Annotated in this window: 16 protein-coding genes; 2 read left to right on the top strand and 14 right to left on the bottom strand. The window is 67.9% G+C overall.

The window, feature by feature from the left end; genetic code table 11:
• Positions 1-42: 42 nt before the first annotated feature.
• Both HLH25_RS00150 and HLH25_RS00145 read left to right on the top strand, forming a co-directional pair.
• Positions 43-1620, top strand: coding sequence for an adenosine deaminase family protein (locus tag HLH25_RS00150; protein WP_182972147.1), 1578 nt, complete (start codon positions 43-45; stop codon positions 1618-1620).
• A gap of 62 nt (positions 1621-1682) precedes the next feature.
• Entirely contained in the window at positions 1683-2735 is a 1053-nt protein-coding gene (locus tag HLH25_RS00145) for a purine nucleoside permease (RefSeq protein WP_246400853.1), read from the top strand.
• Between the two features lie 76 nt (positions 2736-2811).
• Here HLH25_RS00145 and HLH25_RS00140 read toward each other — a convergent pair whose 3' ends face one another.
• The 14 genes from HLH25_RS00140 to HLH25_RS00075 form a co-directional block, all read right to left on the bottom strand.
• The gene (locus HLH25_RS00140) at positions 2812-3444 is read right to left on the bottom strand and encodes a glutathione S-transferase family protein (RefSeq protein ID WP_182972145.1); all 633 of its coding nucleotides are present in this window, start codon (positions 3442-3444) and stop codon (positions 2812-2814) included.
• Positions 3441-4007 (bottom strand): hypothetical protein, encoded by a 567-nt coding sequence (locus tag HLH25_RS00135; protein ID WP_182972144.1) that lies wholly within the window; start codon positions 4005-4007, stop codon positions 3441-3443. The genes HLH25_RS00140 and HLH25_RS00135 overlap by 4 nt, the downstream gene beginning before the upstream one ends.
• A gap of 121 nt (positions 4008-4128) precedes the next feature.
• Positions 4129-4881 (bottom strand): PqiC family protein, encoded by a 753-nt coding sequence (locus HLH25_RS00130; RefSeq protein WP_246400699.1) that lies wholly within the window; start codon positions 4879-4881, stop codon positions 4129-4131.
• The gene (locus HLH25_RS00125) at positions 4878-5852 is read right to left on the bottom strand and encodes an MlaD family protein (protein WP_182972143.1); all 975 of its coding nucleotides are present in this window, start codon (positions 5850-5852) and stop codon (positions 4878-4880) included. Before HLH25_RS00125 ends, HLH25_RS00130 begins: the two co-directional genes overlap by 4 nt.
• 3 nt (positions 5853-5855) lie before the next feature.
• The gene (locus HLH25_RS00120) at positions 5856-6653 is read right to left on the bottom strand and encodes an ABC transporter ATP-binding protein (RefSeq protein WP_182972142.1); all 798 of its coding nucleotides are present in this window, start codon (positions 6651-6653) and stop codon (positions 5856-5858) included.
• A gap of 1 nt (position 6654) precedes the next feature.
• A complete protein-coding gene (locus tag HLH25_RS00115; protein WP_182972141.1) occupies positions 6655-7788 on the bottom strand; it encodes an MlaE family ABC transporter permease in 1134 nt (377 codons plus the stop codon).
• 123 nt (positions 7789-7911) lie between these two features.
• Entirely contained in the window at positions 7912-8964 is a 1053-nt protein-coding gene (locus tag HLH25_RS00110; RefSeq protein WP_182972140.1) for a hypothetical protein, read from the bottom strand.
• The gene (locus tag HLH25_RS00105; RefSeq protein WP_182972139.1) at positions 8939-10315 is read right to left on the bottom strand and encodes an MBOAT family O-acyltransferase; all 1377 of its coding nucleotides are present in this window, start codon (positions 10313-10315) and stop codon (positions 8939-8941) included. The genes HLH25_RS00110 and HLH25_RS00105 overlap by 26 nt, the downstream gene beginning before the upstream one ends.
• Positions 10316-10331: 16 nt before the next feature.
• Positions 10332-11069: a 2OG-Fe dioxygenase family protein gene (locus HLH25_RS00100; protein WP_182972138.1), complete on the bottom strand. Its 738-nt coding sequence runs from the start codon at positions 11067-11069 to the stop codon at positions 10332-10334.
• Positions 11062-13521: a mechanosensitive ion channel family protein gene (locus tag HLH25_RS00095; RefSeq protein ID WP_182972137.1), complete on the bottom strand. Its 2460-nt coding sequence runs from the start codon at positions 13519-13521 to the stop codon at positions 11062-11064. The genes HLH25_RS00100 and HLH25_RS00095 overlap by 8 nt, the downstream gene beginning before the upstream one ends.
• Before the next feature lie 168 nt (positions 13522-13689).
• Entirely contained in the window at positions 13690-14529 is an 840-nt protein-coding gene (gene thiM / locus HLH25_RS00090; protein ID WP_182972136.1) for a hydroxyethylthiazole kinase, read from the bottom strand.
• A 30-nt stretch (positions 14530-14559) separates the two neighbouring features.
• Positions 14560-15174: an RDD family protein gene (locus HLH25_RS00085; RefSeq protein WP_182972135.1), complete on the bottom strand. Its 615-nt coding sequence runs from the start codon at positions 15172-15174 to the stop codon at positions 14560-14562.
• Between the two features lie 36 nt (positions 15175-15210).
• Entirely contained in the window at positions 15211-16443 is a 1233-nt protein-coding gene (gene argJ / locus HLH25_RS00080) for a bifunctional glutamate N-acetyltransferase/amino-acid acetyltransferase ArgJ (protein WP_182972134.1), read from the bottom strand.
• A 146-nt stretch (positions 16444-16589) separates the two neighbouring features.
• On the bottom strand, positions 16590-17531 hold the full coding sequence (locus HLH25_RS00075; protein WP_182972133.1) for a peptidylprolyl isomerase: 942 nt from the start codon (positions 17529-17531) through the stop codon (positions 16590-16592).
• Positions 17532-17660 lie beyond the last annotated feature (129 nt).

Here is a 17660-nt window from a genome sequence, read left to right as displayed (position 1 = left end):
CAGCCTGTTGCGTTTTTGAATCGATCGCCGCACCATCGCCTGATGTCACGATTCTTCATTGTCTCTGGTCTGGCCGCCGGCCTGCTTCTGTCTGCCGCCGCTGCCGCCGCGCCCTCGTCCGATGCCGCGTCGCGCGCGTTCGTGATGCTGGATCGCGATCCGGCCCGGCTGGAGGAATTGCTGCGTGCCATGCCCAAGGGGGCGGACCTGCATAATCATCTGGCCGGCGCGATTTATGCCGAGAACATGCTGGATTGGGCGGCCCAGGACGGGTTGTGCGTTTCGCCCGCGCAGGGGCGGATTCTCAAGGGCGCCTGTGCACCGGATGAAGCGGGGCGGGTTCGGGCCGCCGAACTTGCCGGCAAGCCGGATCTGCGGGCCGGCATGATCGATGCGCTGTCGATGCGCGATTTCGTGCCGACGGCTTCGGACCGGTCGGGGCATGACCATTTCTTCGCGACGTTCGGGCGGTTCGGAGCCGTGCAGGCCGCCCATGGTGGCGATATGCTGGCCGAGGCGGTGACGCACGCGGCCGGCGATCATGTGCTGTATCTGGAATTGATGATCTCGCCCCAGCTTGGTCCGGTGGCGGGGCTGGGGGTGCGGCATCCGTTGCAGGGCGAGGCTTTTGCCGAGGCCGATCGCGCCATCGCCGCCGAACTGCCGGCGCTGGTCGGGGCGGCGCGGCAGGAGGTCGATGCGATGGAGACGCGGATGCGGGCCGTGCTGCATTGCGGGACCGCGCAGGCCGCGCCGGGATGCGGGGTGGCGGTGCGCTATCTGTACCAGACCATCCGCACCATGCCGCCGGCCATGGTCTTTCCGCAGCTTGATTTCGGCTACGCGCTGGTCAAGGCCGATCCGCGCTTTGTCGGCGTGAATATCGTGGCGCCCGAGGACGATGCGGTGGCGATGCGGGATTATGGCCTGCATATGCGGATGTTCGGCTGGCTGGCGGCGCGCGATCCGGGGGTGAAACTGTCGCTTCATGCCGGGGAACTGGCGCCGGGGCTGGTGCCGCCCGAAGGGTTGCGGGACCATATCCGGCAGGCGGTGGAGATCGCGGGCGCGCGGCGGATCGGGCATGGGGTGGATATCCTGCATGAGGACGATCCTGACGGGCTGATGGCGGAAATGGCGCGGCGCCGGGTGATGGTGGAGATCAACCTGACCAGCAATGACGTTATTCTCGGCATCGTCGGGGCGGGGCATCCGCTCAACGCCTATCGCGCGGCGGGGGTGCCGGTGGCGCTGTCGACCGATGACGAGGGGGTGTCGCGCATCGACCTGACGCATGAATATGCGCGGGCGGCGACGGTCTATGCGCTGGATTATGCCGCGTTGCGCGACCTGTCGCGTTCGGGGCTGGAATATGCCTTCGTCCCCGGCGCCAGCCTGTGGCGCGGGGTGATGCCGTTCCGTATGGTTGCGGCCTGTGCCTCTGTCCCGGCTGGGGCGGTGCCTGAAGCGGGGGCGTGCCATGATTTTCTGGCCGCGAGCGAGAAGGCGCGGCTGCAATGGACGCTGGAAGCGCGTCTGCATGATTTTGAAACCACGATGATCCGCGCGGCGGGGCGGAATGCGTCCGTCGTGCCCGCGAAGGGGCATGGACCGGGATGAGGACAGGCATAATGCGGAAATGGGCGGGGCGACGGCTGGCGGTGGTGTGTCTGCTGGGGACAATGGTCGCCGGTGGTGCGGTCGCGGCGCGTGCGGAGCAGATTCCCGTGCGCGTGGTGGTGGTGACCACGTTCGAGATCGGCAAGGATACCGGCGACACGCCGGGCGAGTTCCAGACCTGGGTGGAAAAGTTGCCTCTACGGCAGGAACTGCCGGCGCCGGGTACGTGGCATGGGGTGATGCGTTACAATCCCGACTTGCAGGTGCTTGGCATCGCCAGTGGCGAGGGGCCGGAACATATGGCCTCGGCCATCACCGCGCTGGTGCTGGACCCGCGTTTCGACCTGCGGCGGGCTTATTTCGTACTGGCGGGCATCGCGGGGATCGATCCCAATTTCGGATCGGTCGGCGGGGCGGTGTGGGCGCCGCGCATCGTCAATGGCGGGCTGGCGCATGCCGTCGATGCGCGCGAAATTCCATCCGACTGGCCGGACGGCTATACGCCGGTGCAGGGCAGCACGCCGACCGACAGCCCGGTGCCGCCCCTGCATTCGCTCTCCGGCGACATGGAATATACGCTCAATCCCGCGCTGGTCGCCTGGGCGTATAATCTGACGCGCTCGGTGACATTGCCCGACACGCCGGCGCTGAAGGCGATCCGGGCGCGCTATGTCGGGTATCCGCAGGCGCAGAAGCCGCCGGCGGTGCTGCTGGGCGATACGCTCTCCAGCGAGACATTCTGGGTCGGTGCGCGCATGAATCGGTGGGCCGAGCGCTGGGTCGGCTACTGGACCGGGGGCAAGGGTACCTTCGCGACCACGGCGGAGGAGGATGTCGGCCTTATGCAGGCCCTGACGCTTCAGGCCCAGGCGGGGCGGGTGAACCCGGATCGCGTGCTGGTGCTGCGAACCGCCAGCAATTTCGACATGCCGCCACCGGGCGAGACGGCTGCCCAACTGCTGAAATCCGAGGCCAGCGAAGGCGGGTATTCGGGCTATCTGCCTGCTGTGGCCGCCGCCTATCAGGTCGGCAGCGTCGTGGTGCGCGAACTGGCGCTGCATTGGGACCGCTATGGGGAGCACACGCCGGGTACGCCGCCCGCGCAGGGGCGGTGACGCCGCGTCTGTCAGGCTTTCCGGGGGCGGGGATTCCTTATGGTGATCGGCATCGCCATTCCGGTCTGGAGAAGAGTTACGCCTGAGCGCCTGGGCGGGCTGCGATCCGGGTGAACCAGGCGTGCAGGGCAGTGGCCTCGTCGGGCAGGGCCAGCTTCAGCCGGGCGCGCGCGAAATCGAGCGTGACGAAGGCGGTGATGTCGGCGATCGAGAAAGCCTCGCCCGCGATATGGGACGTGTCGCGCAGGCGGACATTCAGGTCGGTCATGAAATCGGCCAGTCTCTGACGGCCGCGCGCGGCGAGGTCGGGGATCTGCGCATAATTGTGCGGACCGACCAGGGCGCGCCCCGCCAGCCCCGGCAGGCTGTTGCGCACGGCCTCCATCGCGGCAAGATAGCCGTCATTTTCCATGCGGCGGTCCCACATGCCGATGACGGCGCGATGCTCCGCCGTGTCGCCCATCAGCGTGGGGGTGGGGTGCCGATCTTCCAGATAGCGGCAGATGACGGGGACCTCGCTGATCGCGGTGCCGTCGTCCAGTTCCAGCACCGGAACGGTGCAGGCGGGATTGAGGGCGCGGAAGGCCGGTGCGAACTGCGCGCGTTGCGCCAGATCGACCGTGACGGTCGGGATCGCCAGCCCTTTCTCGGCCATGAAGAAACGGACACGCCGTGGGTTGGGGGCCGTGGGGTAATCGTGCAGTTTCATGATAATGCGCCACCCGGCTGGCGAGTGGGCGGTGAGGTCGATCGGTCGCGGATGGTCGCGAGCACGCGGCGGCGGATCAGGCCGCTGACGGGTCGGATCAGATACCAGTAGGGCGTGAAGCGGCGCTTTGCGTGGGCCGTGGCGCACAGCACGCGGGTTTCGGTCGTCAGGCGGCGGGTGGGTCCGGCACCGGGCTGGAGTGTGAAGCCGATGACCAGCTTGCAGACATCGTCCGTGCGCGGGGCGCGAAAGGCGTCCGCCGACGGGATGTCGTGCAGCCCGTAATCCGCCTGCCAGAACGCACCGATCAGGCCGTAGACCAGAGCCGCGTCGCCCCGCCGCTCCAGCAATGTGAAGTCGGAAATGTCCAGAGGCTGTTGCCGTGTGTGGCCGAGCAGCCGGGCGGGTATCTCCCGCAGGCGGATGGCGGCGCGGATCAGCGGATCGTCCTTGTTCCGCCACGCGGCGGCCATGTCCATGATGCGGTGGGCCGGAGCGGCGATGTCGATCGTGTGCCGCTCGCTGAAATCGAAGCGCGGCAGGAAATCATCCAATGGGCTCATCGCTTTTCCGTTCTCTGTCCGGGGGCGGCGCGCCGGGGAGTCAAGGTCGGGCTCTGCCCGAACCCGGCAAGGGCCTCGGCCCTTGCATCCCGATGCGTTGGTCAGGCGCGGTTGGTTGGCGTCAGCGTGGCCAGCTTGCGGCGATGCGCTCCGCCAGATCGTTCAGGATCGCCTGGGTCAGGGTCGCGACCTGATCGTCGGTCGCGGCGGGGCCTTGGCGGGTCAGGCTGGCGCGCTGGTGCAGCAGGGGCTGGCGTTCATCATGCGGGACGATCGACCAGTCGGCCACGAGCGATGCCGTGCCGTCATGCGCGATGTCGAGGCGGCTGATATTCACCGCGAGGCGCCAGGTCGCGGGCAGGACCTGCGGCTGGTCGGTCACGAACAGGTCGGTGCGGCTTTCGGCCAGTCGCGCGGTAATCAGGTCGGTGGCGCCGAGCGACAGGCGGCTGGCCCAGCGGCCGGTGGCGCTGCGTTCGATCCGGTTGCCGTCGCGGGCGATCAGGTCCTGGCCATCGAGATAATCGGGCAGGGTGACGCGGGCGACCGTGACGACCGGCGTCGTCGGGGTGACGCTGCCGACCGGCACCGCGCCCGTGGCGATGGCCGGCGCGCCCAGCGTGTAGAACCGCACCGGCGGCGAAGCGCACGCGGCGACCATGGCCGGTAGCAGCAGGGCGAGCAGGCGTGCTGAAGCGCGAGGTGACAAAAACCGCTCTGCCAGCCGGGCTGCCGAGCGAGAGTGCCGCGCAGCGGCACGCCCGGCGTGTGTCCGCGAGCATCGCAGCGGAGCGGCCTTGATGGCCGTGAGCAGCGAAGCGCAGTGGACGCGCGTCGGATCGCCGGCAGCCCGGCTGGCAGAGCGGTTTTTCATGGGCGGCGTCCCATTAGGAGGAGTTGCGGATTACGCTCGACGTCGCTGGCGAAGCCACGCAGGGCAGCGGCGGCGGCGGACAGGTCGCGCAGGGTGGAGTCGATGTTCGCGCGGTCGGCCGAGCGGGGCGATGTCATGTCATGCAGGGCGGACAGGCTGTCGCGCGCCTGGATCACCGTATCGTTGGCGCTGTGCAGCAACTGGTGCAGGTCGGCGCCTCGGGCGTCGAGCTGCTGGGTGCCGGTGGTGGCCAGTCGGTCGATGGCCGTCAGCGTCGTGTCCAGCCGCTGCTCCAGGTCCTGGATGGCGTGGGTCGCGCTGTCGACGGCGATACGCGAATGGTCGGAGGTCTGCTTGATGCTGTCGACCAGCGGCGGCAGGTCCTGATCCAGCCGTTCGCTCAACTGCTTGATGCTGGCCAAGGCGGCCTGGGCGTTGTCGGCCAGTTCCTTCAGAGGCAGTTGGGTCAGGGTTTCCTGCACCTTCTGGATCGCGGACTGGCGGGTGGGAATTTCGATATCCTTGCCGGTGACGATATCGGGGTGCAGCACGGCGGGAGCGGAAGGGTCGAAATCGAGATCGATTTCGGCCTGGCCGGTGACGAAGCTCTGCATGTTCAGCGAGGCGCGCAGCCCGTGGTCGATCATGTTCTGCAGGCTGATGCTGCGGTGCGTGCCCGAGGCGCCGGCGATGGAGATGCTGTTGGGCTGGAGCTGGACCGATACCGGGATATAGGCGGCGTGGGTGCGGGCGTCATAGGTGATCGAGATGGCATCGACCGCGCCGACCCGGACCCCGCGGAACGTGACCGGGGCGCCGATGCTCAGGCCCGACGTCGAGCCCTGGAAGACCACGGTCGCCTCCTTGGTGGGCGAGAAGAGATTGAAATTGCCGAAGAAGACCAGCGCCCCCATGCCCAGGGCCACGCCCCCGACGACAAAGGCGCCAACGATCGTTTCTCGATTTGCCATGGGTCAGTCGGTCCTCCCGGACTCGGTTTCGCGTTCGCGGTGCATGAAGGCGTGGACCTGCGGTTCGTCGCAGTGATCGTGGAGCCAGGACGGCGCGCCGTGGGCGATCGGGGTCTTGGTCTTGGCGTCGAGGAAGATCCCGTCATCGGCGATCTTGAACAGGCTGGGCAGTTCGTGGCTGACGATGACGATGGTGGCCCCCAGCCCGTCGCGCAGGTTCAGGATCAGGTCGTCGAGCCGGGCGGAGGTGATCGGGTCTAGCCCGGCGGAGGGTTCGTCGAAGAACAGGATGTCCGGGTCCAGCGCCATGGCGCGGGCCAGGCCGGCGCGCTTTTTCATGCCGCCGCTGACTTCCGACGGATACTGGTCGATGGCATGCAGCATGCCGACCAGACCCAGCTTGAGTTCCACCTGGTTGCGGACGGTGGCCGGGTCCATCTTCGTGAGCATCTGCATCGGCAGGGCGACGTTTTCGCCGACTGTGAGCGAACTCCACAACGCCGCGCTCTGGAACAGCACGCCGAAGCGCCGGCTGACCGTCTGGCGGTGGGCCGGGTCGGATGTCCAGTAATCCTCGCCATCGACCAGATAATGACCGGCGGCGGGCTTCAGCAGGCCGATCATGCTTTTGAGGACGGTGCTCTTGCCGCAGCCCGATCCGCCCATGACGGCGAAGATGCTGCCGCGCTTGATGTCGAAGGAGATGCCCTTCTGGATCACTTTCGGTCCGAATGCGAGGGTGACATCCTGAAGGGACATCAGGGTTTCGCGGCTGTCGGTGTCGGGGGTTTGGGGCGCCATGTCAGAGTCCGATCGTCGTCGCGATGACGGCGAAGATCGCGTCCAGCGCGATGACGCCCACGATGCCAACCACCACCGCGCGGGTTGCCGCCACGCCGACATCGGCGGCGCTGCGGCCGGCTTGCAGGCCGATGCGGCAACTGGTCAGCCCGATCAGGATGGCGAAGAAGATGCTCTTGACGAAGCCGAACCCGAACTGGTCCAGCGCCACGGCATTGAGCGTCTGGTGGAAATAGCCGGCCCCGGTGACGGACAGCATGCCGATCGCCACCGTGAAGCCGCCCAGCATGCCGACCAGCGAGCCGTACAGATACAGGAACGGCATGGTGGCGGTGAGGCTGAGGATGGACGGCAGGATGATATAGCTGGAGACCGGGATGCCGAAGACGGTCAGGGCGTCGATTTCCTCGTTGCCCTGCATGGTGGCGATGCGCGCGGCATAGGCGCCGCCGGTGCGGCCGGCCATGATGATCGCCGTCATCACCGCCGACATCTCGCGCACCATCGCGATGCCGACCAGGCTGGCGACGTAGATGTCCGCCGCGAATTTGCGCAGTTGGACCGCGCCGACGAAGGCCAGGATCGCGCCGACGAGAAAATTCACGACGCTGACGATCAGCAGCGCCGAGGGGCCGGCGTCGCGGATGTTCGACATCAGGTCGGTCAGGCGCATCCGGCCGCGCCCGGTCAGGCTGGCGACGCCGCCTTTCGCGGTCTCGACGCCCAGTTCGGTGACGGTGCCGATTTCGGTCAGGCTGTCGATCGTCAGGCTGCCGATTGTGGCGAGGGGGGCGAAGCGGCGCCGGGGGATGGGAGGCGCGGGGGCCGGCCGGTCGGGCAGCAGGTCGAGCAGCTTGTGCGCCGCGTCGGGCAGGGTGTCGGCGTCCATCTCCAGATGCGCCTGGGCCGCGCCCTGCTTGAGCGCCCAGAGGAAGCCGATCAGCCCGGTATCCCAGCGGCCCAGACGATCGGTGCGGAAGGTCAGCTTCTGGCCCGGTCGTGCCTGGCGCAGCCCGTCGGACGGGAAATCGGGGACGTGGCCCTGCTGGGCGATCCAGTCGCCGGACAGGACGATCACGTTGGCAGTGTCGCTGGCCTCCAGGGACCATTCCGGACCGCGATCGGTACTGTTCACAGCCTCTCCATATCGCAGCACGTCCCGAGACGGGGCTGGAAAAAGGTGGGCAGGCGACGGAGCGCCCGTGGACGGGTTCTGTCTCCTTATCAGATGGAAGCCGTCCGGCAAGGGGGGCGGCCATCAAGGATGGGGTGGCACCAGAACCCTGCCCTGCGTCGCGGGCACGTCTCGACCCATGGCGGCGGCCGCCAGATCGTCCATCACCATGTGGGCGACCGCCTGGCGGTAATGGATCGGGTCCCAGAAGCTGGCCCGGCTGTCGGCGACGGGGCCGGGGATTTCGAAATCGATCGCCATGGTGTGCGGGGTGGCGCGGGCGATGGCGGCCATGGCGGTGCGGCAGGCGGCGCGGGTCGCCGCGACCTGGCTGCCCGGTGCGCCCTGCTGTTCCCGCGATGACGGGGGGAACCACAGGATCTTGGTGGTTTCCGCCGGAATGGCGGCCAGCAGGTCGATCAGGAACGGGACGGAGGCGGGGGCGCGGGCGGGGCCGTCCGCCTTCGCCGTGTCGAAGGCCCAGGTGCGGAACAGTTCGTCGACCCGGCGCGGGTCGTAGCGGCTGTCGGGGGGGACGAAGCTGGTATAGCCGTCGGAGCCGAAGCGCTGCTGCTTGTGCCCGATCAGCCACATGAACTGGTTGGCGGCTTCCTGCACCGCATACATGGTCAACATCTCGGTATAGCCGCGCCAGGGTGAGCCCTCGTACATCCAGTCCGGCATCGGCCGGTTGGGTTCGGACAGGCCGTGCCGGTCGGCGAAGCACCATTCGGCGTCGATGTCGATCAGCACCACGCGGGGGGTGGGATGGTGGCGCAGGAACAGGCGCAGGATGCGGCCCTGTTCCCACGGCGTGGCGCTGTTCATGGCCAGGTTGACGAAATGCGCGTCGAACGGGGCGTCGAGGATGGCCGGTTGCAGCAGGCGGCCGGTCGAGGTGCCGACCATCGCCGAGTCGAAACGCGGGCTGATGGCCAGCGCCGGCATGCTGTAGCGCGCGTTGCTGGAAATCGGAATCCGGTGCCAGGGCGGCGACAGGGGGAGCATGTCCCATGGATCGACCAGGGCGACGAACAGGGAGAGGGTTGCGCCGAGCACGACCGCCGTGACGGCGAACGCGCGGGCAAAGCCCCGCCATCGGGTCTGGGGGTCAGAACTGGAAATAGATGAAGGCATCGGGAATCCGCCCGCCGATCAGCAGAAGCAGAAAGACGAAGGCGATCGCGGCGGGGACCGCGACCAGGGGGCTGGGGCGCAGCATCCGCAGCATCGCGTCCTGCGAGGAGGGGCCGACCAGCGCCACGGCCAGGGCGACCCAGAACACCGCCGCATCGAGGATTCGCGCATGCCCCAGCCCGCCCAGGCCGGCCATGCCGCGCAGGACGCGCCCGGCAGTGGGGAAGTCGGGCGCGCGGAACAGCACCCAGCCGATGATGACGAACAGCATCGTTGCCGCCCATCCCGCCAGCGCCGGCAGGCGCAGGCCCGCGCGCGTCCAGACATGGTTGACGGCCAGGCCCGCGCCATGCAGCGCCCCCCAGGCCACGAAGGTCCAGCCCGCGCCGTGCCACAGGCCGCCCAGCATCATGGTCGCCATGAGGTTGGTCATCTGGCGCATCAGCCCGCGCCGGTTGCCGCCGAGGGGGATGTAGACGTAATCGCGCAGGAAGCGCGACAGGGTCATGTGCCAGCGCTGCCAGAAGGCGCGGATGCTGGTGGCGCGGTAGGGTACGTCGAAATTGAACGGCAGGCGGAGGCCGAACATCAGCGCCATGCCGATCGCCATGTCGGAATAGCCCGAGAAATCGAAGAAGATTTCCAGCGTGTAGGTGAGGGCCGCGACCCATGCTTCCGCGAGGTTTGGCGTGGCGCCCGTGGCCGCGTGCGCGAAGAGCGGGTTGCAGGTGAGGGCCAGCGTGTCGGCCACGCCGGCCTTTTTCGCCAGACCCAGCAGCAGGAGCATCGCGCCGCGTGACAGGTTCTCCCACATCGCGGGGCCGCGCGGGCTGGTGCCGAATTGCGGCACGATTTCCGAGTGGCGGACGATGGGGCCGGCGATCAACTGGGGGAAGAAGGTCACAAATTCCAGGAAATCGAGCATGCCCCGCACCGGGCGGGCGCCGCGCAGCAGGTCGGCGTGATAGGCGATTTTCTGGAAGGTGAAGAACGAGATGCCCAGCGGCAGGAGGATGGTCCAGGCGGGCGGAGGACGGCCCGTCGCCCAATCCAGGCTCTCGGCGAAGAAATGCGCGTATTTGAAGGTGAAGAGGATCGTGAGGTTCAGCACGATCCCCGTGATCGGCCAGAGGCGGCGCCCGGTGGCCGCCCAGGCGCGGCCCAGCGCCCAGTTGGCCAGCGTGAGCGCCACCAGCGCCGGGACGAAACGCCAGTTCCACAGGCCGTAGAACAGCAGCGAGGCCGCGACCAGGACCGCCTGGCGCGTCGTGCGGTGGCCGGCGCACAGATAGAACAGGGCGAGAGTCGGCGGCAGGAAGCCGAGCAGGAAAGCCTGGGTGCTGAACAGCATGTGGGTGGGGGCAGCCCTACTGGTGCCGGAAGGTCACGACCAGGACATCGCGCCAGGCGGGGCGCGCGGGGTCGATCGGTCGGACGGCGGTGACGCCGTGATAGACGCGGTTATCGTCCACCAGGGCGGCGTCCAGCGGGTCGGTCAGGGTGAAATGCCCGACGGGGCGGCGATGCAGGTCGTGGATCGTCGTCTCGCCGCTGGCCACGTTCTCGCGTTGGATCATCAGGACCAGCACCCAGTCCACGCCGTCGCGATGCAGCCCTTCGGGCGTCGGCTCGCCCGGTTCCCCGGCGCGGGCTTCGATGCGGAACTGGTGGATTTCGACATGCCAGATATCGGGGCGCCGGTCGGGCGGCGTGAGGTCGGTGACCAGCCGACGCATCAGCCGCAGCACGGCGATGAGGGCGGGATGGGTGCCGATCGTGGTTTCCACGGGGCGAAACCAGCGTTCGATGCCGCCATTCAGTTCGTTGTAATCGCGGCTCTGGTAGTGGGGCTGGTGCTTCTTGCGTTCGATCGCCTCGGCCGAAACCGTGTAGGTGGCGTGCCGCCGCCGCCGGTAGCGGCCGCCATCGGCCATGTAGCGGTCCAGCCCCAGCCGGTTCCAGCTTGCGGCGAAACCCGCCCAGTCCGCCAGGCCGTACGGTTCCAGCAGCGCGCGCGTCGTGGAGGCGTGCAGGCAGGCGAAGCCGTCCTGCTCCAGGGGGGATTCGACGCCGGCCAGATCGGCTGGCAGGGAGGTGTCATTCATGGGAGGGGTCCGATTGGGGGGCCGCCGGTGCGGTGTTGGTATTGGCGGGCGGCCCCGGCGGCGTCTGTCCGACCAGCAGGGGCGCGCCCCCGAAATTGCTCATCAGCGAGATGGCGGTGGGGACCGGGAATTTCACCCCTTCGGCGACCATGCGCAGGCCCAGGCGGCGGTAATATTCGCGCCACACCTTCCATTTGCTGCCGGCTGTGGTGCGGAACGACCCGAGGAATTTCGCGCCGTTCCCGTCGGCGTTATCGACGCCGAGGAAGGTGAAGTCGGACAGGATCATCGGGGCGAACTGGGCGTCGGCCCGCATTTCGGTGACCACTTTCGCCAGGATGCCGGCCACGCGGTCGGGGTTTTCGGAGAGGTCGAGCATGAAGCTGACGATCACCACGTTATAATCGCGCGAGGTATTGGCGATCGAGGTGACGGACGAGAAGGGGATGATGTGGACGTCGCCCGTGACGGTACGCAGGCGCAGCGTGCGGATGGAGAGATGTTCGACCGTGCCGGAGACGCCGCCGGCGGTGACCCAGTCGCCGACCTGCATCGCGTTTTCCACCAGCATGAAGAAGCCGGTGATGAAATCCTTGACCAGGCTTTGCGAGCCGAAGGCGATGGCGGCGCCCATGATGCCCGCGCCGGTCAGCAGCGGCGCGACGTTGAGGCCGATCTGCGACAGGGTGGTGACGGCGACGATGATGACGATGATCGTCAGCAGCACGGTGCGGATGATCGGCAGGACCGTGCGCAGCCGGATGGCGCGCGAGACCTGCTCGCTGCTTTCGTACCGGTTGATCTGGTTCTGCAACGCGGCGTTCGCGGCCTCCCACACCACGATCGCGACCGTGAAGGCGATCATGACCGACAGGATGGCGGCGACGATCCGCGTGCCCAGGTCGCCATGCAGGAAGAAGGTGACGGCCGGAAGGCCCCATGCCTGCAACAGGACGACGACCGTGACGAACACCAGCAGCGCCGACAGGGTGCGCCTGGCATAGGGATAGTAGTGATCGGCGCGCGCCCGCAGGCCGGGATAGCGCGTTTCGGTGTCGTCACTGATATGGAACAGGCGGTTCTGCGCGCCGAAGAGCAGCAGGGCCAGCATGCGCGAGACGATGATGACGACGACCGTCATGACCGCGGTGCGCCAGATCCAGGCATAGCCGCCACGGATCTGGGTGGCCCAGACCAGCCACAGCGCCAGGTCGAACACCATGGCCGGTAGCCACCACAATTGCGCCAGGCGGCCCAGGAACTGCCAGAACGGGCTGTTCTGGAAGCGGGCCGGCGGATGCAGGGCCGCCGCCACCTGATGGCGGATGCGCCAGATGAACACCGCGACCATGAGATGCTCGGCCAGCACCAGCGCGCGGATCAGGGCCTCGGTGCCGCGCGGGGCGAGATGGAACAACCCGCCCAGCGTGGAGAGGCAGACCACGATCGAGGGCATCGCGACCAGCACGTTCCACCAGCGCGTGACGATCCGGGCGGTGCGGTCCGATGCCTTGCATAGCCGGATGGTGGGCGATTTCGGCACCATCACGGTTTCGACCAGCAGGTAGATTCCACGGGCCGCGGCATAGGCATTGGCCAGGGTGAGCGTGACCAGTTCGGCCTGCTCGCTGCCGCCGAGGAAGGCCGCGCCAGCATAACCGATGCCCAGGAACAGGGCCACGGGCAGGAGCTTGGTCAGCAGATGCAGCAGCGAGAAGGGAATGCGGCGGATGATGCGCAGGGTTTCGACCTGTTTGCGGTCATCCTGGCGCCGCGTGTCCTGGACGGTGCGTTCGGCCTGTGTTTCCCCGCTGGGCACGGGTGCGCTGTCCGCGACCCGGACCCGGGCCGCGCGCTGGTTCAGACGGTGCTCGGCATCGACCGCGCGGGCGGTGATGCTGTTGAGCGGCCGGCGCAACGCGATGGACAGGCCGCGCTCGGCGGCCATGGCGAGGAGGATGATCAGCCCCGCGCGGCCGAATGCATCGAACAGGGCGTTGCGCGACTCAGGGTCGGACAGTTCGGTGCGGAACCAGTGGCCGACGAAGGCCAGGTCGGCGAAGAGGGCGGCGAACTGGCGGGTCTGGTGGACGATGCCGTTGCGCATGGTGGACAGTTCGCCCAGCACGTCGCTGCCCACGCTGTCGGGTTCCAGCGCCACATCCGACGTGTCGGCGGAGGTGGCGGCCGGAGGATTGGCCGCCGAAGGCGCGGCTGAGGCCGTCTGTGGCAGGCCTTTTGCGATCGCATTCAGGGTGTTTGTGAACTCGGCGCGCTTCTGCGGATCGTTCAGCACGCCCAGCACCTGCTGCGCCTGCTGGGCGGTCATGCCTGGTGGGGCGGATTGCGCCGTGGACGGGGATCCGGCCGCGGTATCGGCGGCCCGGCCGGGAGCCGACGGCAGGCAGAATGTGCAGAATGTGCCGAGAAGCAGCACCAGGATCGGCATCATCCGGCATGGGCGCCGTCCGGCGCGGGGAAAGGAAGGACCACGAACGGGGAAGACCGACATGCCTGTGTATGACCTCCTGGAGGGATGACCGGGTTGGGACCGGGTGGTTACGCAGGGCCTGATTGGAAATGCGCGCTGGTGGTCCGACGCGCATCTCCAGTCAGGCTCTCATGGAGTCAGGATAGCGATCCGCGCCTCTTGCGTCACCGTGTTGCGGTCCAGTTGATACAGTGCGTCCAGCAGGCGCACTTGCAGGCTGCCGGGGCCGGCGGCTTCGCGGGCCGCGCGCTCGCCCGCCAGGCCGATCAGAACCATGGCATGCGCGCAGGCGGCCATCGCATCGGGCTCCACGGCCAGGCAGGCGCCGGCCAGTGCGGTGGCGGTGCAGCCCAGGGCGGTGACGCGCGTCATCATCGGGTGGCCGTTCGCGACCGTGGCGATCCGCGTGCCGTCGGTGATGTGGTCGGTCGCGCCGCTGACGACGACGCAGGCGCCGGTTGACCGTGCCAGCCGGGCGGCTGCGTCCACGGCCTGTTCGGCGGTTTTTAGCGAATCCACACCGCGCCCTTGGGGTGGCGGTTCGGCATGGCCGTCGCGCAGGTGGGCGAGTGCGATGATTTCCGAGGCGTTGCCGCGAATCGCCCGTGGGGCGTGGGCCAGGCTGTCCAGCGCGATCCGGGCGCGGAAGGCGAGTGCCCCGACCGCTACCGGATCGAGAATCCATGGCGTGCCGGCACGTTGGGCCGCCTGTATGGCGCGGGCGATGGCGGCGGCCTGGGGGGCGGTGATGGTACCGATATTGACCACCAGGGCGGCCGCCTGGGCGGCGAAGGCTTCGACTTCTTCCTCGGCATCGACCATGGCGGGCGAGGCGCCGAGCGCCAGCAGGGCGTTGGCCGTGGTGTTCGCGGCCACGATGTTGGTGATGTTATGGACCAGTGGCGTGCCGGCCCGGACGCGCTCCAGCGTCGTGGCGACGGCATCGGGCGTGAAGACGGCGTTCGACATGAGGTGTGGCCTCCCGCGAAAGCCGCCTTTTTATCGGGGTGGATTGAAGCTGACGAGCGCTTCCTCCTGCTGGCGGATGACGCAGGTGCCGGCCAGCAGGTCGTGCAGGGCCTGTTTGCGGCGGGTCCACATCACCATCAGGAACCCCAGGCCCAGTGTCAGGATCGACAGGAAATGGCCGAAATACCGCACCGTCGCGCGGCCGAGGCCGATTCTCTGGCCGTGCAGGTCGGTGACGCGCATGCGGCAGGCCCGCTTGCCGGGCGTGCCTTGCAGGCGTGAGGATTCGAACAGGATATAATAAAGCGCCGGCAGGAGAATCTGGAGCACCTCGTACAGTCCGTTGCCATGCCATGTCGGATGGAAACCGCTGTAGGAATAGGAATAATCCGCCGGGACGGTGCTGATGACATCGCTGATGCGGACGATGTCCGAGATCTGGTATTTGTTCGCTGCCGATCCGCTGTTGGTCACCGTGAGGGTGAGGCTGGGCGAGACCGCCAGCCGCATGATGCCACCCAGCACGCTGAGGATGAACGCGTCGATGATCCAGGCCAGCGTTCTGAACCAGAAGCCGGCATAGACCCAGACATAGCGGGGATGGAGGCTGCCGAACGGGTCGGAAAGCGGTGGCACGTCAGGCATGGAGCGGTCTCCGCGCGATCGGTCGGCTACGCGCAGTCAGCTGCGATAGGACCCGTTGATGTCGATATAGCCGTGGGTCAGGTCGCAGCTCCAGGCCGTGCCGATGCCGTTGCCGAGACCCAGGTCGATCGTGATGTCGATCTCCGGACCCTTCATGTGGGCGACGACCGGCGTTTCGTCATAGCCCGGCACCACGGTGCCTTCGCGGGCGATCCAGACGCCGCCGATGGCGACCGACAGCGTGTCGCGGTTCGCGGGTTCGCCGCTCTTGCCCACGGCCATGACGATGCGGCCCCAGTTGGCGTCCTCGCCGGCGATCGCGGTCTTGACCAGGGGGGAGTTGGCGACGGCCATCGCCACCCTGCGGGCGGATTCGTCGCTGACGGCACCCTTGACCTGGATTTCGATCAGCTTGGTGGCGCCCTCGCCGTCGCGCACCACCAGCAGGGCCAGTTCCAGCAGCAGAGCGTTCAGCGCGGTGGCGAACGCGGCCAGTGCCGGATCGTCGGGCGTGGCGACGGGCGGGTTGCCGGCCTGGCCGGTGGCGAACAGCAGCACCATGTCCGAGGTCGAGGTATCGGAATCGACCGTGGTGCGGTTGAAGCTGCGGTCGGTGCCCGCCGCCAGCAGCGGTTGCAGGATGCTGGGCGGCAGGGCGGCGTCGGTGGCCACGAAGCACAGCATGGTTGCCATGTCGGGCGCGACCATGCCGCTGCCCTTGGCGATGCCCTGGATGCGGACCGGCACGCCGCCGATTTCCGTCTCGCGCACCGCCGCCTTGGGGAAGGTGTCGGTGGTCATGATGCCGCGCGCGGCGTCCGCCCAGCCGGTTTCCGACAGGGTGGCGTAAAGGCCGGGCAGGGCGGTGGAAATCTTCTCGTAGGGCAGGACCTCGCCGATCACGCCGGTCGAGGCCAGGAAGACCTCGCTGGCCGCGCAACCGACCAGGCGGGCGGCATCGGCGGCATTGGCCTGGGTGGCTTCGTAGCCGGCGCGGCCGGTGAAGACGTTGGCATTGCCGGCATTGACCACCAGCGCGCGGGCCGAGCCGTCCGGCAGCGCGGCGCGGCACCAGTCAACGGGTGCGCCGGGGCATTTATTGCGGGTGAAGACGCCGGCGACCGTGGTGCCGGGGGCGAAATCCGCCATGACCAGATCGGTCCGCCCGACATAGCGGATGCCGGCTGCCGCCGCGCCGAAACGCACCCCGGCCACGGGCGGAAGGTCCGGCAGCGCGCGGGCGAGGGGAGATACGGGGAGGGGAGCCATCGGTCCGGTCTTCTTTGTCTGGGAGCGGTTTTATCTGGGAGTGGTGTGGTCCGACCCGCCGGGGGGCGGGGAGGGCTTGGTGTGCATGGAACCGGCCGCTTCATCCGGGTTTCATGTGAAACCGGATGAAGCGGCCGGGTTGGCCGTTACTTCTTGGTCGGAGCAGCCGGGGCCGCTGCCGCCGGGGCGGGGGTGTCGGCGATCGGCTTGCCGCTGGGGTCGTAACGCACGACCTTGACGCCGGCCACGGCCTTCTCGACCGCCTCGCGGACGCCCTGCTGGATCAGCTTCTGGCGCACTTCGTCACGCACCGCGTCCAGCTTGGGGATGGCGGCGGTGCGGGTGTCCAGCACCTCGATCACATGCCAGCCGTACTGGGTATGCACCGGCGTCTGGCTGATGGTGTGGGGCTTCATGGCGAAGGCGGCGTCGGAGAAGGCCGGCAGCATGTCGCCCTTCTTGAACCAGCCGAGGTCGCCGCCATTCTGCTTGGCCGAGGCCTTGTCGGTCGACAGCTTGGTGGCCAGGGCCGTGAAATCGGCGCCAGCCTTGAGCTGCTTGATCACGTCCTTCGCCTCGGCTTCCGTCGCCACCAGGATATGGCGGGCGTGGACTTCCTGCTCCGGCTTCTTGTTCGCGTAGTTCTGGTCGTAATAGGCCTGGATCGCGGCGTCGGTCAGCGTCGGCGTGACCTTCTGCGACAGGTAGGCGTTCTGCAGCGCGTTGGAGGCGGCGGTCTGCATCTGCTGCTTGACCTCGGGCTGGTTCTCCAGCCCTTCCTTGTGCGCCGCGACCTGGATCGCCTTCTGGTCGATGATCTGGTTCAGCAGCATCGGGAAAATCATGTTCGGCGGCAGCTGGCGCAGCTGCTGCGGCATGCCGGCTGCGGCCTGGCGCACATCGTCCAGGTGAATGTCTTCGCCATTCACGGTGGCGACCAGCGGGTTCGGATTGGCCGGGGCTGCCGGCTGAGCCGTGCTGGCGGCCGGTGCGGCAGCCGGGGCCGCGGCACGGGCATGAGGAATGGAAAGCGCAGGAACGAGCAGGGCTGCCGCCAGAATGGAGGCTGCCGGGCTGGAAGGCCGCATGTGTTGAGAACCCTAAAATATAAAGCGTCCGTTTCATCATGGCCGAGCCTGTCCGGTCCTGCAAGGCTGGGTGGGCGCGGGGCGGGAAGGAGGCTTTTGAAACAGCCCTCCAGGCGGGCTTCGGTTGAC

Source organism: Gluconacetobacter dulcium (genome assembly GCF_014174165.1).
Taxonomy (GTDB): domain Bacteria; phylum Pseudomonadota; class Alphaproteobacteria; order Acetobacterales; family Acetobacteraceae; genus Gluconacetobacter; species Gluconacetobacter dulcium.
Note: the sequence above shows the minus strand (reverse complement) of the source record. Positions and strands in the feature narration are given on the sequence as shown.

Coding starts and splice junctions, on each gene's coding strand:
- HLH25_RS00140 (WP_182972145.1), bottom strand. CDS start 3,444: ATGAAACTGCACGATTACCCCACGGCCCCCAACCCACGGCGTGTCCGT.
- HLH25_RS00125 (WP_182972143.1), bottom strand. CDS start 5,852: ATGGCAAATCGAGAAACGATCGTTGGCGCCTTTGTCGTCGGGGGCGTG.
- HLH25_RS00100 (WP_182972138.1), bottom strand. CDS start 11,069: ATGAATGACACCTCCCTGCCAGCCGATCTGGCCGGCGTCGAATCCCCC.
- HLH25_RS00075 (WP_182972133.1), bottom strand. CDS start 17,531: ATGCGGCCTTCCAGCCCGGCAGCCTCCATTCTGGCGGCAGCCCTGCTC.
- HLH25_RS00145 (WP_246400853.1), top strand. CDS start 1,683: ATGGTCGCCGGTGGTGCGGTCGCGGCGCGTGCGGAGCAGATTCCCGTG.
- HLH25_RS00085 (WP_182972135.1), bottom strand. CDS start 15,174: ATGCCTGACGTGCCACCGCTTTCCGACCCGTTCGGCAGCCTCCATCCC.
- argJ (WP_182972134.1), bottom strand. CDS start 16,443: ATGGCTCCCCTCCCCGTATCTCCCCTCGCCCGCGCGCTGCCGGACCTT.
- HLH25_RS00095 (WP_182972137.1), bottom strand. CDS start 13,521: ATGATGCCGATCCTGGTGCTGCTTCTCGGCACATTCTGCACATTCTGC.
- HLH25_RS00105 (WP_182972139.1), bottom strand. CDS start 10,315: ATGCTGTTCAGCACCCAGGCTTTCCTGCTCGGCTTCCTGCCGCCGACT.
- HLH25_RS00110 (WP_182972140.1), bottom strand. CDS start 8,964: ATGCCTTCATCTATTTCCAGTTCTGACCCCCAGACCCGATGGCGGGGC.
- HLH25_RS00150 (WP_182972147.1), top strand. CDS start 43: ATGTCACGATTCTTCATTGTCTCTGGTCTGGCCGCCGGCCTGCTTCTG.
- HLH25_RS00135 (WP_182972144.1), bottom strand. CDS start 4,007: ATGAGCCCATTGGATGATTTCCTGCCGCGCTTCGATTTCAGCGAGCGG.
- HLH25_RS00130 (WP_246400699.1), bottom strand. CDS start 4,881: ATGAAAAACCGCTCTGCCAGCCGGGCTGCCGGCGATCCGACGCGCGTC.
- thiM (WP_182972136.1), bottom strand. CDS start 14,529: ATGTCGAACGCCGTCTTCACGCCCGATGCCGTCGCCACGACGCTGGAG.
- HLH25_RS00120 (WP_182972142.1), bottom strand. CDS start 6,653: ATGGCGCCCCAAACCCCCGACACCGACAGCCGCGAAACCCTGATGTCC.